General features: G+C 39.3%; 11 protein-coding genes. 3 read left to right on the top strand and 8 right to left on the bottom strand.

The annotated features are described in order from the left end of the window. Positions 1–52 precede the first annotated feature (52 nt). Positions 53–616 carry a phosphoribosyltransferase family protein gene (locus tag ABJE44_RS08125; protein ID WP_348112549.1) on the bottom strand — a complete coding sequence of 188 codons (564 nt, stop codon included), beginning with the start codon at positions 614–616 and terminating at the stop codon, positions 53–55. Positions 617–728: 112 nt separating this feature from the next. Beyond that, complete coding sequence (locus ABJE44_RS08120) at positions 729–1,940, bottom strand: lipoprotein-releasing ABC transporter permease subunit (protein WP_348112548.1); 1,212 nt, start codon at positions 1,938–1,940, stop codon at positions 729–731. A gap of 130 nt (positions 1,941–2,070) precedes the next feature. On the opposite strand from ABJE44_RS08120, the gene ABJE44_RS08115 reads away from it, so the two are divergent. The 3 genes from ABJE44_RS08115 to ABJE44_RS08105 are packed head-to-tail and all read left to right on the top strand — an operon-like array spanning position 2,071 to position 7,672. Next, positions 2,071–2,679 carry a PilZ domain-containing protein gene (locus ABJE44_RS08115; protein WP_348112547.1) on the top strand — a complete coding sequence of 203 codons (609 nt, stop codon included), beginning with the start codon at positions 2,071–2,073 and terminating at the stop codon, positions 2,677–2,679. Continuing rightward, positions 2,679–6,173: a transcription-repair coupling factor gene (mfd, locus tag ABJE44_RS08110; RefSeq protein WP_348112546.1), complete on the top strand. Its 3,495-nt coding sequence runs from the start codon at positions 2,679–2,681 to the stop codon at positions 6,171–6,173. The genes ABJE44_RS08115 and mfd overlap by 1 nt, the downstream gene beginning before the upstream one ends. Then, positions 6,173–7,672: a CsiV family protein gene (locus tag ABJE44_RS08105; protein WP_348112545.1), complete on the top strand. Its 1,500-nt coding sequence runs from the start codon at positions 6,173–6,175 to the stop codon at positions 7,670–7,672. Before mfd ends, ABJE44_RS08105 begins: the two co-directional genes overlap by 1 nt. A gap of 22 nt (positions 7,673–7,694) precedes the next feature. On the opposite strand, the gene ABJE44_RS08100 is transcribed toward ABJE44_RS08105, so the two are convergent. The 6 genes from ABJE44_RS08100 to ABJE44_RS08075 all read right to left on the bottom strand — a co-directional run bounded on the left by ABJE44_RS08100 (position 7,695) and on the right by ABJE44_RS08075 (position 15,940). Next, the gene (locus tag ABJE44_RS08100) at positions 7,695–7,904 is read right to left on the bottom strand and encodes a hypothetical protein (RefSeq protein ID WP_348112544.1); all 210 of its coding nucleotides are present in this window, start codon (positions 7,902–7,904) and stop codon (positions 7,695–7,697) included. Positions 7,905–8,128: 224 nt separating this feature from the next. Then, complete coding sequence (locus ABJE44_RS08095; RefSeq protein ID WP_348112543.1) at positions 8,129–10,804, bottom strand: TonB-dependent receptor; 2,676 nt, start codon at positions 10,802–10,804, stop codon at positions 8,129–8,131. A 676-nt stretch (positions 10,805–11,480) separates the two neighbouring features. Then, positions 11,481–12,638, bottom strand: a complete 1,158-nt coding sequence (locus ABJE44_RS08090) for a histidinol-phosphate transaminase (protein WP_348112542.1) — start codon at positions 12,636–12,638, stop codon at positions 11,481–11,483. A gap of 32 nt (positions 12,639–12,670) precedes the next feature. After that, complete coding sequence (locus tag ABJE44_RS08085; protein ID WP_348112541.1) at positions 12,671–13,489, bottom strand: sulfite exporter TauE/SafE family protein; 819 nt, start codon at positions 13,487–13,489, stop codon at positions 12,671–12,673. A 387-nt stretch (positions 13,490–13,876) separates the two neighbouring features. Continuing rightward, the gene (locus ABJE44_RS08080) at positions 13,877–15,310 is read right to left on the bottom strand and encodes an SLC13 family permease (protein ID WP_348112540.1); all 1,434 of its coding nucleotides are present in this window, start codon (positions 15,308–15,310) and stop codon (positions 13,877–13,879) included. 135 nt (positions 15,311–15,445) lie between these two features. Then, entirely contained in the window at positions 15,446–15,940 is a 495-nt protein-coding gene (locus ABJE44_RS08075) for a RidA family protein (RefSeq protein ID WP_348112539.1), read from the bottom strand. Positions 15,941–15,945: the final 5 nt, after the last annotated feature.

The raw sequence follows: 15,945 nt of genomic DNA, 5'->3' as shown, positions 1-15,945 counted from the left end.
AATAAAAAAGGCAGTAAACTGCCTTTAATCATAATATTTTTCTATCTTTCGATTAGTCTTGCTTAAGCAAATGTAAGACGTTTTTAAGGTCGGTTTTACCTTCTATAATTTCATCTGGTGTTAACCCTGCCACTTCATGGGGGAAAACTAACCATTCGTCACTTTCGTGCACAAAGTAATCTGGAACCATTTCGGTCTTATTGTTGCTGGGCTTGTAATAAGGACAAGCAACACGCACATCACTGGGCATATTAGCGCGAGATAATTTCTTAATTTGTTTTATCAAGGCATCAACACTGCGACCAGAGTCAAAAACATCGTCAACAATTAATAAGGTGTCATCGGCATTAGCGTTTTCAATCAGGTAATGTAAACCATGCACTTTTATGGTTTTAGATTGTTGGTCTATTCCGTAGTAAGAAGAGGTGCGTACAGCAATATGATCAGTTTCAACTTTTTTGAAATCAAAATATTCTTGTACCGCTATACCAATAGGAGCACCACCACGCCAGATCCCAATAATAAACGTAGGACGAAAGCCGCTTTCATAAACCTGAGCCGCTACTCGGAACGAATCTTCTAGTAACATTTGTGCTGTAATAAATGTTTTTTGCATTGAGTTGGTAACCTTAAAACTTTAGGGAACGCTTGGTTAATTCAACCTAAACGTTATTTAGCGCGGTATTGTATATCGAACTAGGGTTCAATTCACCCTAACATTTAAGCTTTTATTCGTACTTCAATGCTTGTGCAGGTTCTACTTTAACTGCTCTGATTGCTGGGTACACACTCGCTAAAAAACATAACACTAACGAAGTACCAATCAAAAATACGACTTGTGGCCATTGCAGATCAATGGGTAAGCCCTGCCCGTTAGCGCCAAAATAGATAGGGATGTTTAACAATACTATGATGTTATTTATTTGACTCACTGTGAGTACCCCAAGTAACACGCCAATTAATGTGCCTTTAATACCGTTGTAGGCGCCATTAAACAAAAATATCCACATTACTTGGCTACGAGTCATTCCTTGGGTGAGCAGTATGGCAATGTCTCCTTGTTTTTCAGACACCACCATCACTAAAGCTGACACTATGTTAAAGGCCGCAACGGCTATAATCAGCAACAACATAAGCGACATCATGTTTTTTTCCATCTTTACGGCATCAAATAATACGCCTTGTCTGTCTCGCCAATTAGTAGATTGATAACCATTTGACTTTAAAACTTGTACAACCTCTTTGTAATTAAAGGCATCATCTAAAAACAGACGGGTTTTGGCTAAGTGTTGGGTGCTACCTCTGAGTAACCTAGCCGCATCATTAATATGCAACATCACCACTTTGTCGTCTAAGGCTGAGCTCATGCTAAATATGCCCGCAACCTTAAACACTCGCTGACTGTACATTCTGCCAAAAGGCCCAAAGTAGCTGTTTTCAGACGCTAATAAACGTGCCTTTTCGCCAACACGCAAATTTAGCTTTAAAGATAATGCGCGACCAATTATGACGCCATATTCACCTTGCTTTAAATTACTGAACTGCCCCACTAGCATGTTTTCTGCAATGATAGATGATTGCTCCATTACGCTAGGCTGCACACCTTGAAATATAACGCCTTGTAGACCTTGAGAAGACTGTATTAAGCCTTCTGATTCAATAAACTCACTTGCCACTAACACACTAGGAATGCTTTCAAAGTCAATATTCTCAGCCTTTGGATCTGCGAGGGGGTCAACTAGTATGTGGGGCGTAATACCTAAGTTTCGTAGCTTAAGTTCACCTTCAAAGCCATTCATCACAGACAACACAGTAATCAATGCCATTAAGCCTAAGGCTATCCCTACTACTGAGAAAAAATTAATAAACGCAATGAAATGGCTGCCCTTAGAAGCTTTGGCATATCGTAAGCCAATAAAGGCTGAAACAGGATAGAACATGTGAGTGGGATTCTTATTTAGTTATAAACAGTTGAAAAATAACCTGTTAAGTATTGGTATACTCTAAAATGATGTTCAATAATACGTGCTTGAAAGAAATCTAACAAGCAAAGCAATCGCAGGAGATCCTATGCAGCACCTTACGCTTGAACAAAAATATGAACAATTTGAAGAGTTTTTCATGATAAAACATATTGTTCCGGTAAATATGCGGTTGTTAGATAAGACCTTTACCCTCCCTGAAGTAGAGGAATTGCATGAGCATATGCCTTTTGAATTTCAGATTGCGAATGAATTATCTGATATCGACAGTAAAGCCCTTAGGCCATTGCTGAGTTTAGGGGAACATGCTTCGCAACTCGCCGAGTTTTTAAATCACCAATCAAAAAAAATTGATTTAATGATGTCACTTATTTTACAACAACACTCAGACCAAGCTAACAGTCATCAATCTATACAATTTGGTGGTGGCGGTTTAGTGGTTGCAAGCGAAAACCCGTGGGAAATAGGCGCTGCCGTAGAAGTAAAATTATTTTTAAGGGAAGAAGCCGCCGCTATTTTTTGTTTTGCTGAAGTTATTACTTGTAAGCAAGAAGATGATACGTACCATATATCGCTAATTTTTTCCCGTATACGAGATGAAGACCAAGACTTATTGGTAAGAGCCAGCTTACATTTACAAGCTGCTAATCTCCGTAAACGTAAAACTCAGAAAATGAACCAAAACGAAAACAATTAATGACTGACAGTATTTTTTCACCGCCGTTACCTAACAACAATCAAAAATCTAATAATGACATTCGCCACTGGGGGAACCTGCAAGGCAGTAGTACCGCTTTAGCCATAGCTTCGGCTGCAGAAAATGCTAACGGCCCATTGTTATTAATAACGGCTGATACGCCCAGCGCCATTAAACTTGAGAAAGAACTGGATTATTTTTTACAAAATCAAACTGTAAATGTGCAGTTGTTCCCAGATTGGGAAACCCTACCCTACGATAACTTTTCTCCTCATCAAGATATTGTTTCGCAGCGTTTAGAAGCGTTATATCAGCTTACTCAAAATGAGCGCAGCATTTTTATTGTGCCGCTAAATACCTTGATTATGCGTATGGCTCCAGTGGATTACATTGGAAAATATCTACTGATATTAAAAATCAATCAAACCTTGGATATTAGTGAGTTCCGTTCTGGCTTAGAGCGCGCGGGTTATTTGCATGTTAACCAAGTAATGAGTCATAGTGAGTTTTCTATACGTGGCAGTATTATTGACCTGTTCCCAATGGGGAGTTCACACCCTTTTCGTATCGATTTGTTTGATGACGAAGTCGATAGTATTAGACACTTTGATCCTGAGACACAACGCTCAGGTGATAAAGTAGACGAAATTAAGTTATTACCCGCGAGAGAATTTCCGACAGATAAAGACGCCACCTTATTGTTTAGACAACAATACTTAACAAAGTTTGACGCCAACAACAGCAAAGAGTCTATTTATTACCAGGTAGGCAAAGGTTTAATGCCAGGTGGAATCGAATATTACTTACCTTTGTTTTTTGAAAAGACCTCATGCTTATTTGATTACTTAAACGCAGACACCACCATTTTAATGCATGGTGATTTACAAGTAGCCCACGACACCTATTGGAAAGACGTAAACAATAGATACGAGCAACTACGTTATAACCTAGTACGCCCATTACTTGAGCCAGCAGATATTTTTATGCGTGCTGAAGAGTTGTTTGCCGCTTTAAAAGACTGGCCAAGAGTTCAAATAAGCAAGGAATCAATCAGTAAAAAAGCGGGCCATTATAATTTTAATACCCATCCTATTGCTGATATTGCCCTGAAACCACAAAACAAAGTTCCGTGGACTTCATTAAAACAACAAGTCGCTGAGTGGCAAAAACAGAAGATTAAAGTGTTGTTTAGCACTGAGTCGGCAGGTCGTCGTGAAGGCCTGCTAGAAATTCTCACTAAAGCAGAGATAAAACCTAAATCCTTTGCCCAACTAGACGAATTTTTATATAGCGATGAGCCAATAGGAATAACAGTAGGCGCAGCAGAATTTAGCTTCTTAATTGATGATAAAGACTTACCTGTCGCTTTTATAACTGAAACTGAGCTCCTAGGTCATAAAATTAGTCATCGCCGTAAACGGGATACCCGTCAAGGCACCGACGAAGGCGCGATTATACGCAACTTGGCCGAACTGCAATTGGGCCAGCCTGTGGTGCACCTCGACCACGGTGTAGGCCGCTATTTAGGTTTACAAACCTTAGATGCCGGCGGCATTACGACAGAATATTTGACCATTGAATACGCTAAACAGTCTAAGTTATATGTACCTGTGGCTTCCTTGCAGTTGATAAGTCGCTACAGTGGCGGTGACATAGAACATGCGCCACTGCATCACTTAGGTACAGACACTTGGTCAAAAGCCAAAACAAAAGCCGCTGAAAAAGTACGAGATGTAGCCGCTCAGCTACTAGATGTGTATGCACAGCGAGCAGCAAAACCCGGCTATGCATTTAAAATCGCATGGGATGAATACCAAGGGTTCTCTGATAGTTTCCCCTTTGAAGAAACCCTAGATCAACAAAAAGCCATCAATGCGGTCATTCAAGATATGGGGTCAGCCAATGCCATGGATAGACTAGTTTGCGGTGATGTAGGCTTTGGTAAAACAGAAGTCGCCATGCGCGCAGCCTTTATCGCTGCCAATCAGGGTAAACAAGTGGCTATTTTGGTACCCACTACCCTGTTAGCCCATCAGCATTTTGAAAACTTTAAAGAACGTTTTGTAAACTTCCCCTTTAACATTGAGGTGTTATCTAGATTTGTCAGTGCTAAAGATTCTAAACGTGTGGTATCAGCCATTGGCGAAGGCAACGTAGATATCATTGTAGGTACCCACACCTTGTTACAAGAGCGCTTAAAGTTTAATGATTTAGGTTTAGTGATCATCGACGAAGAACACCGCTTTGGAGTGCGCCAAAAAGAGAAGTTTAAAGCGCTACGTTCAGACGTAGATATTCTAACGTTAACCGCAACGCCAATACCGCGAACCTTAAATATGGCCTTAAGTGGCATGCGTGATTTGTCAATTATTGCGACGCCACCTGCAAAACGTTTACCCATAAAAACATTTGTTCAACAACGCAGTAAAGATTTAATTCGTGAAGCCATCATGCGTGAAATTCTGCGGGGCGGACAAGTTTACTTCTTACATAATGAAGTAGACACAATAGAGCGAACAGCAGAAGAAATAGCAGAAATTGTCCCAGAAGCTCGAGTAGTGATTGGTCATGGACAGATGCGTGAGCGTGAGCTTGAAAAAGTCATGTCAGACTTTAACCACCAACGTTTTAATGTGTTGTTATGTACCACCATAATTGAAACTGGTATTGATGTGCCTTCTGCCAACACCATAGTGATGGATAGAGCAGACCACTTAGGTTTGGCTCAACTGCATCAACTTAGAGGCCGTGTGGGTCGGTCACACCACCAAGCTTACGCCTATTTGATGACCCCACACCCAAGACGACTCACTAAAGACGCCAAAAAACGTCTCGAGGCAATTTCATCTTTAGAAGAATTAGGCGCTGGTTTTGCACTCGCCACTCATGACTTAGAAATACGAGGAGCGGGTGAGCTATTAGGTGATGGCCAATCTGGGCAAATTTCGAGTATTGGCTTTACGTTATATATGGATATGTTAGAACAAGCCGTTGAAGCCTTAAAACAAGGTAAGGAACCCTCTCTTGACTCGGCATTAGCTGAGCAAACTGACATTGACTTGCGCTTACCTGCGCTGTTTCCGGATGATTATGTACCTGACGTTAACATGCGCTTATCTTTATATAAAAAACTGGCAGGTTGCCAAGATGAAAGAGCCATTAACGAATTTCAAATTGAGTTAATTGACAGGTTTGGACTATTGCCCCAAAGCGCTAAAAACCTGCTTGATGTCGCCATGCTGAAACTAATAGCCAAGAAAATTGGCGTCTCTAAAATGGAAGGCACTAATAAAGGTGGCTTTGTAGAGTTTTCACAACACACCAAGATAGACCCCGGTTTTATTATTAAACTGATTCAATCGCAACCCAGAATATATAAATTAGATGGTCCACAAAAATTAAAATTTAACGTGCCTACTGAATCAGCCAAAGATAGACTTAAACTATTCACTGATATGTTAAATGAATTTAGCCAACAATTAAGAGCTGCTTAATGACCCACAAATTAACCACTTTATTATCCTCAACTACGAGCTTGTTGTCGCCAAAAGCACTAAAACTATCATTAGTAAGTTTAGGTGTATTAACTGCTACACAGTCCTTACAAGCCGCAGAACAAGAATGGTGGTTTGATGTAGAAGTGATTATATTTGAACGTTCTTTAGAGCCAAATGCTGTTTCTGAAACATTTAAGCAATCAAGCTTAACCCCAAGAATAAATAATACCCTAGACTTACTCAGCCCATACTTAACCCCCGATACCTCTTATTTACTGGCGGGACTCAACTACTGCCGAGCATCGAAGCAGGAAGAGGTTAGTAGCACAGCACGACAAAGGTTTGTTATTCCAAACATGCAATGGGTTGAAAACATAAGTACAGCTATCGATGATCTTGTATGGCCTGAGCCTGAACTAGAATCGGACTTACCTACACTAGGTTTAGAAGTACAATCAGTCTCTACAGACCCAAGCTCATTGATAAATAGACAAGACGTCAACACCACAGGTGTATCTACTTATGAAGATTATGAATCAGAACCTTATGTGAGCCAACTCACCGATATGTCTTATATAGAATGGCAAATACCAGAACACCTCCCCTGTGCCTATTCTGAACAAATTGACCCGATGTTAGTTTTAACTCCTAAAAAGGATGCGGATGACCCGACTGATTTAATCGCAAACGTACCAGTAAAAATAGACGGCATAGAATGGCAAACAAAAATGCCCGCTTCTTTATTGCCCATAGATAGCTTCAGAATGGATGAGCTATATCAGAGTATTAAATACCAAAGAGGTATAACCCCACTACTACATTTAGCATGGCGTCAAAAAGTCACCTTTGGACGGGAGAACACTCAGGCTATTCGTTTATTCGCGGGTAAAAACTATGGCAGTGCTTATACAAATAGCGGTGAATTATTACCACAAGATACAGATACACTTTTTGATACTTTGGCACCTAACCAAGAAGACGTTTATATTCCTGAGGCAGAAAAGTTATTAGACATAGATCCGGTTGAGCCTGACACAACCAGCCTAGATATCGAGTCTACTGAGGACTTATTTAGGACAATTGATAATGCCTTAGATGATAGCACCCCCGTTAATTTGACTGGGCTTCTAAGTGACAAACAAGATTTATCAAAGGCTGAAGAAAAGCCAACAGACCAAGCTAGTGACATTTGGCAATTAGACGGTGAAGTCGCCGTTTATTTACGAAATATTGGACGCGTACCCTATTTACATATAGACAGTGACTTAGATTATCGCCACCCAGTATTTAAGCCACAAGAGTCTATGGAAGACTCAGAAACCACTTTAATCACTGGAAATTATGACCAAGCTAACTTTTTAGAAAGTGTTAAATTTGATCAGTTAAGAAGAGTGATCAGCAAACAGGTGCACTATTTTGATCATCCCTTATTTGGGATGGTAGTCACAATTAATCGTTATAACTGGCCAGAAATAGAAGAGCCTATAGAAGAGTAAATTTTAAATAGCTAAACTGAGTTTAAATATCAAAAGCTCGGCGCTGCAAGTAATCAATTTCCACTTCCATTTGAAAGATGACTTCGGTTTTTTCTATATTTAGTGCATTGTGCATCTTAGCTCTTGCCAACTCGTAGTCTGCAGCCATTTCTATGTCATTAGCTGCCTCATAAGTCTCTTTATTGGGCCACTGAGCATAAGCAATAAACTTTCCGCCATTATCTCTGTGCAATCTAGATCCTACACTCCTTTTAAACAAATAAATCCTTAAGTGACCTTAGGCCAAGCCAAGCCTTTAGAAACTGTTTTTCGAAGCCTTGTCTCACTACAAAATTGAACATTACAATATACATATTATTATCCTTACCAAAATATCCGTTACACCAAATTTAAATTACAGCCAATAAAAAAGCCGTCACAAGTGACGGCTTTTAAAAACTATATACTAACTAAATATTAGAAAGTGTAGTTTAAACGAGCGTAGTAGTAACCACCTTGCCAATCAACAGTGTTGCCAGACCAGTAAATACGGCCACAACAAGCATCACCAATAGTATCTTCATCAGGGTAAGTATCAAACAAGTTACGAGCACCAGCTGCTAGGCTTAATGAATCGCTTAACGCATAGTTAAGCTCTAAATCAAACAACACGCTTGGGTCATAGTCTTGCTTCTTCAACTCACCACCAGTGAAGTTTGAATTAGTGTAACTACCATATAAGTTAGCTCGAACAAGTACAGTTAACGCATCAAAATCATGTTTCGCAGAAAATACACCTTTAACTTTAGGTGTACTATTTTCAAAATCAAATGCATCTTCAGTACTTAAAAAACCTTCAACATCCGAGTCTAGCTCTGATTTATTGTAATTAACTGACGCGGTTAACACAGTATCATCCATAGTATAAGTGGCAACAATATCTACACCAGTCGTTACAGTGTCAAAAGCGTTTTGGAAGTAGTTAACACCACCAATTGACTCTGCACCTTCTACACCAGCAGCAACTAATGCTAAATACTTATCATAATCTTCACCAGAGTCAGGATCAGATGAAACGTCTATTGTAGATACTGCATAGAAACGGTCAGCAACTGCAATACGATAGAAATCAACAGTTGTAGTTAAGGCATCAAACGAGCCAGACATACCTAAAGAAAAGTTGACTGAAGTCTCTGGCTTAAGTGCTTCAGCACCTAACGCTTGACCCACATCACTTAGCGCTGGGAACAAACCAGTCGCAACAGGAAGGCCATCAGGCAAACGTGTAGATACGTTCGTGGTACCTTGCTGCCCTGGAGTAGGTGCTCTAAAGCCAGTACCAAAAGAACTACGTAAGTTAATTTCATCAGTAATAGATAACTTAGCTGCTACTTTACCAACAATTTCAGAACCAAAATCTGAATAATCTTCATAACGCAACGCTGTTTGAAGGAAGAAAGCGTCGGTAATATCCGTACTCGCATCTACATATACACCAAACGAATCACGGTCGTAAGTTTCTGAGTATTCAGGAGAATAACCAGGGAAGCCGTTAGAGCCTACACCCACAACTGTATAGACAGGGTCACTAGAGTTAGCACAGTCCAAGGTTGACCCATTAGCAATTACATCTAAACCGCCTGTAACATAATTACCCTGATCATCCGTATAACCTGAGGTAGCATTTCCGTCAGCATCACAAAAGTTATAAGGGTCTGAAGTTGCGTGTGGGCCAGCAAAATATGAAGCAGTATCACCTTCAACTAACTCATAACTTTCTTCCATGTAAGACGCACCAAATGCGAATAACACTTCATTAGCCATACCTAAGTCAACAAATTGTGTGAAATCAGCAGTCAGTTGTATCTCTTCATTGATCAAATCACCAGGATGAAACTCTGTTGGAGATTCTTCGCCTTCATAAAATTCGCCTAAAGAAGGGTTAATGGTATTTTTAAGAGTATAAGAAATTTCATTTGAACCATAACGAGCGGCAATATCGTATGTCATTTCATTGTCAAATTCACCTTCAATACCCGCTACGATTGAGATATCAGTAATATCACCAAAGAAACGAGGGGTAAAACCACCTGGGAATTTTTCTAAAGGAGAGTATATAGAACCATCTTCGTTACGTAGGTTTTCAATAGTACCGTTACCTGGGTAACGATAGAAGAAACCACCATCACCTTCACTGGCTGAGTAATTACCAAAGGCATAAAGTCTTGTAGAATCGTTAATTTCGAACCCAGAGTTAATAAACAAACGAGTTGCAGAAGTATTAGGTTGGCCCCAAGGCTGAACAACATCACCAAAGCCAATGTTAGCATCAGCCAACCCTGCTATAAATGATTCTTCTGTGAAACCTTCAATAGATGTATCAATACCTGTTAAGAAATCATCGCTGTTTACGTCAACACAAGCCCATGATTCACAATACTGCTGAGAACGTGAAACAGCGCTTTGATCTGAAATTTCACCAGACACACTAACAAAACCACTATCACCTAATGCAAAACCAATGTTACCTGTTACGGTAAACTGCTCGCCGTCACCTTCGTAATATTGTCCCATATCTATAGACATAGAACCGCCTTCATCATTATCTTTCAATTGAAAGTTAATAACACCGGCAATCGCATCAGAACCATACTGTGCGGCAGCACCATCACGTAAGACTTCAACACCTTTTAAAGCAGAAGCAGGGATAGTAGCGATATCTGGCCCTTGAGTACCAGAACCACCAATTTGTACTAACGCAGAACGATGACGACGTTTTGAATTAACTAACACCAAGGTTTTATCGGTAGGCATGCCACGTAATGTAGCAGGACGGATAAATGACGCACCATCAGATATAGGTTGGCGTGATAATGAATACGAAGGAACCAAGGTTTTTAATATGTCGTTAGTATCTGTAAACGGAACAGCAACTAAGTCTTCTTCACTGAAAACATCTACAGGCACTGCTGAATCTGCTACCGACCTAGGTGCACCACGAGAACCTGTAATAACAATTTGTTCTGTGTTTGCATCATCAGCCTGTTCTTCTTGAGCTAAAATAGTGGGTGACGTTAAAAGCAAACCAGTACTGGCTGCAATTACCGGCAAATTACGTCGAATAGAACGACTTAGTGTGTGTAGCTTAAGCATGTATTACCTCTTATTTTGACATTTTTATTATGTGCTTGAAAACGTTGGGAATTACTTATCAACTAAAATTAGTACTCTGTTAATTATTCTTGTGTATTAATTCTGTGCAATCCATTTAATAAGTAAATTTTTGGTTATTAATTACCATTCCTCTTAAACTAAAAAGCAACTCAGATGCCAACCGGAACCGGTTTTACTATTTATGGGGACAATATTTTTCTTATACCTCGACAACTCCTTTAAAATTAGGACCTGCAGTGATAACCAAGCATTTAAGAGAACCTAAATTTATCTAAAAGGCAGTTAAACAAAAACAACTAGGGTGAGCAAAAGCTCATTTAAACGGGCCAAAAATGACGAATTGCACCTATATGTTGCAACTCAAAATTATCATAACCATTGAGTGGACTTATAGTCAGTTATGAAGAGACCTAAATTGATATGATAACTATTAATAGAAATGGGGTCGCCTAACTCTCAAGGGCTTTAAGCACGTACGACAATCTTCGAAGCAGGAAAATTGACATTCCTACGTTCATTAAAAGCGTATAAACTTCAGCTAACTTGGGAATAAATAGAGAATCAAAAAAGCAGAATGACTGTAGCATTTGTTGCAGTTATACCAGTTACTAGTAACTTAATACTTAAGCTACTAGTAACCAATAATGTAACGTAATTAAGCTTTAGCTAGTGTTTTCTCTAAGGCAATTGGCATAGCATCAACATACTTTTGTACGTCAGGGATCAAACCAGTACTGACACGTGACCAATTATTGTAATCACGGTAAATACCACGAATTAATACATTCTGCTTAGCCATTTCTTGTCTGAATATTTCAGCATTACCTTTACCCAAATCAACAAATACAAAATTTGTTTCAGATGGTAAAGCAATTAATCCGTTAGCCTTAACCGCAGATAAAATCATTTCTCTGCCTTCGACAATTTTAGACTTAGACATTTTTAAGAAAGCTTCATCATTATAACTAGCAATTGCTGCAGCTAAACCAGCTTGATTCATAGAGTAACCGCCTAGGCTGTAACGATTGATTTCAGCTGTATTTTCTTCCGAAGCGATCATATAACCAACACGCATTCCAGCTAATCCGAATAGCTTAGAGAATGTTCGTGCTACTACAACATTATGACCTTCATTTATTAAGCTCATCATGGAGTTTTTCTCAGGAATATCAGTCACTTCGTTATACGCTTCATCAACTAGTACCAAGGCTTTCTTTGAAGCTTTTATACAAAACTCACGCAATTTAACGGGATCTAATAATCGACCTGTAGGGTTATTTGGATTTGTAATTTGCACCATGGCAACGTCAGGCGTAATTGCTGCATACATAGCGTCTAAATCAATACCTAAATCTTCAGTCTTTGCTGTTCGTTTGATTTTTTCAGCACCAATTTTTTGTGGCGTTTTAGCCGTGGTATCCCAAAATAAATCTGGTCCTAAAATCTTGCCTTTAGTAGAGGCAAGTACTGCCGTGTATGAAAGCACACCACTGGAACCAGCACTTAAAGAAACCTGAGATTTACTCACTGAGTTTTTTTCTGCGATCATGTCCACTAAAACACGGTAAGGATCTGCAGCATAATATGCGCCTTTTGCGCTAGCTGCCATAATGGCTTTCATGGCCGCTGGGCTTGGTCCATAGGGGTTCTCATTAGCATTTAATTTAGCAACGCCCGGTTTGGGTCCATAAGCAACAGCAGGAGTCTTATGATGGGCAGCAACAGCAGACCCCGTAATAATACCACTTGCAGCAACTGCTGAAGCCGCTACTGAACCTTGTAAAAATAAACGTCTACTTAATTTATCAGTCATAATTTTTTACCTTTAATTTTTATATTTAAGTTTTAATACGCTTTATAGAACATACAAATTGACACTACGATGAGGTACACCCCGAATAGTTTCTTAAGTAGTACTTCATCTAAACTATGGGCCCACTTAGCACCAATTGGTGCAGTAATGATTGAGCCAACACTAATCGCTATTAGCGCCGGTATATTTACGTAACCGAATGTTCCATAAGGTAAATTAGGTACATCATGTCCCATTGCCATAAACCCTATAGCGCCCGGTAAACCAATAATAAAACCAACCCCTGCAGCCGTTGCAACCGCTTGATGAACTGGCCTATTACATATCACCATAGTCATAACAGTTATGGTTCCACCACCTATGCCTAACAATGCTGAAAAGCCACCTAAGAAAGTAGCCAAAGCTGCTCGCCCTATTCCTTTGGGCATATCTAAAGAATCTGTTTTTCCCGCAAACAATTTTGGAAATAGAAAATAAATAGAATAAAAGAATACACCAGTAGCAAAAACCAATATCAATGCATTTGAGCTAGTTTTAGACGCTATATAAATACCGACCAACACACCTAAAACGAGCCATATAGCCCAGTCTTTTAAAACCTTAAAGTCTACTGCCCCTTTACGGTGATGAGCTTGTACCGAACGAGTGCTCGATATTATGATAGACGCCAAAGACGTACCTACCGCAACTTGCATTAATTCAGCTGAAGACTCAGTGAAAAATGGAAAAACAGCCAATAAAGCCGGAACCACTACAAACCCACCTCCATTACCAAATAACCCGGAGGTTATACCGGCAACTGCACCAGCTACACACAAGGTAGCAACAAACAACAACAACTCCAGTTCCATAACACCACTTTCTAAAAAATTTTAATTAAATTGAGCTAAGCTCTTATGAACATACAGAGTAAAATGCTGTACAAAGGTGAAAATGCAGAAATGATGCCAAGACCGACGCAACCAGTTATATAGGGGCCTAGAGGAACGCCTAACAAACTAAAGCACCACCCCAGAACTTAAACCCCCAAAATGGTGCAAAGGGTTAAAAATTGCATTTATTTTACAAATTACCACAAAATTACAACATAACAAAAACCAAAAAAAAACAAGTTTGTTAACTCAAAAATAAGGCCAGTCGTCGTTTATAAATGTGACAAAACATTTCAAAATAAAGCTAAAAGTACAGGGGTTTCTTGCTAAAACCCCATTGTTAATCATAGTTTTTAAGCGCACTTATTAAATAGTAAAGTAACTTACACCAGTAATAATAAATGCCAAAAATACATTTAGCATAAAACCTTCCCGTGCCATAGTTTGAATACTAAATTTGTTCATACCATAAACAATTGCATTTGGAGCGGTGGCAACCGGTAACATAAATGCACAACTTGCACTAATGGCTGCAGGCATCATCATTAACGCAGGGTCAATACCTGCGGCCATTCCCGTAGCCGCTAAAATGGGCATTAACAAAGTGGCGGTTGCTGTATTAGAGGTAATTTCAGTTAAAAATGTAACAAATAAACAAATTGATAAAATAAGTAAAGGAACAGGTAAAGCTGACAATCCAGTCAATAGTTGCCCTAACAACTCACTTAAACCGGATGCCGAAAAGGCTTTAGCGATACAAATACCACCGGCAAACAGTAATAACATTCCCCATGGAATGTCCACCGCGGTTTCCCAATCGAGGAGTTTGTCAGACTTTGGTTTTTCGACTACCTCACCAAATTTTTCTTTTTTGGTTGCATCAACTTTTGTATTTGGCTGTTCAGTTTTATTGCCATTAGGTACTAAAAACATCACTAGCACCCCAACCAAAGCAACAGTGCTATCACCAATTGAGGGCATATTTAACCAAATTGTCCAATAGGGTCTAAACATCCATGCCAATGCTATACCTAAAAAGATAATCAATACTCGCTTTTCAGCAGGTAACCATTCGCCAGATTTAGGTAATATAAATTCTTGCTTGTCGTCTAGTTTTCGAGTTAACCACCACGCAATAACAGGTATTCCAATAACTACGATAGGTACTCCTGTTTTCATCCACTCTAAAAAGTTAATCTCTTTACCCTGAGATTCTAAAAATACACTCATAAAAATGATATTAGGTGGAGTCCCAACTGGAGTGCCTACCCCACCTAAACTTGCAGCGTATGCAATACCTAATAACATGGCTATGGTTAAACGTGGATCTTTAACATGTTTTAAAACCGCTAAAGTGATGGGTAATAACATCAGGGTTGTTGCGGAGTTTGAAATCCACATACTTAATATTGCTGCGGTAAGCATAAAGCCTAAAACCAAACGTTTAGCACTTTTTCCACCAGTGATATTCACTAAATAATAGGCTAAACGGCTATGAACATTGGACTTCTCCAATGCTTTTGAAAGCATAAAAGCGCCCATCAATAATAGAATGACGTGACTTCCTAGTGCGGAGGCCGCCTCTTTATAGTCAATTACCCCGGCCATGGGAAAACCGAAAAATGGAATTAATGATGTAGCTGGAATTGGTATGGCTTCTGTCACCCATAACATTGCAGTACACAAGGTTATGGCAGCAGTTGCTGAAATCGCTGAATTATGTCCCCAGAAAATCAACAAAAAATACAAGGTTAAGGAAGATACGATTGATATTAAAATATATTTATTATTGCTTTGCATATTACTCACTGAACCCAATTGGTGTGTGAATAATCTCTCATACTTTCAAGCTGTGTGGAATAAAAAAGACTGCAATATTAGATATTTAGAAGAAAAAAAAAGCCACTAACTCGGAGAAATTAGTGGCTAACAATACTAATTAGGGCGAGCAATCACTGCTTCAATTTCAATTAGCATATTCGGACCACCGGCTAATCCAGCAATTTGAAATGCTGAACGAGCTGGTTTATTTGGTTGTTCTTTGGTACCAAAATACTTGGTGTAGGCTTTCATAAAACCTGCAAAATCCATTTTACCGTCCATTGTTGGATCACCAACTAAGAACACTTGCATTTTGATAATGTCACCAAAATCAACACCTAGTTCTTTAAAAGAAGTTTCCATACGTTTAAATACGTTTAAGGCTTGAGTTTCAGTATCACCGTAGTATTCACGACTACCACGTTTAGCATCTGGATTTACAGGCCCAGGTACTGTACCACTATGGAATATTAACGTTGTTTCAGGAGATACCTCAACAGCACGAGAAATAGGGAAAGTACTGTTATTAGGTAAAGCATGACGGGTAACATCAGCTAACGCACTTGTCGCTAACAAACTTGTTGCCGCCAATAATAAAGATTTTTTCATAAACT

The organism is Paraglaciecola sp. (genome assembly GCF_039942875.1).
GTDB lineage: Bacteria > Pseudomonadota > Gammaproteobacteria > Enterobacterales > Alteromonadaceae > Paraglaciecola.
The sequence above is the reverse complement of the archived record's forward strand: the minus strand, read 5'-3'. Positions and strand labels throughout refer to the sequence as shown.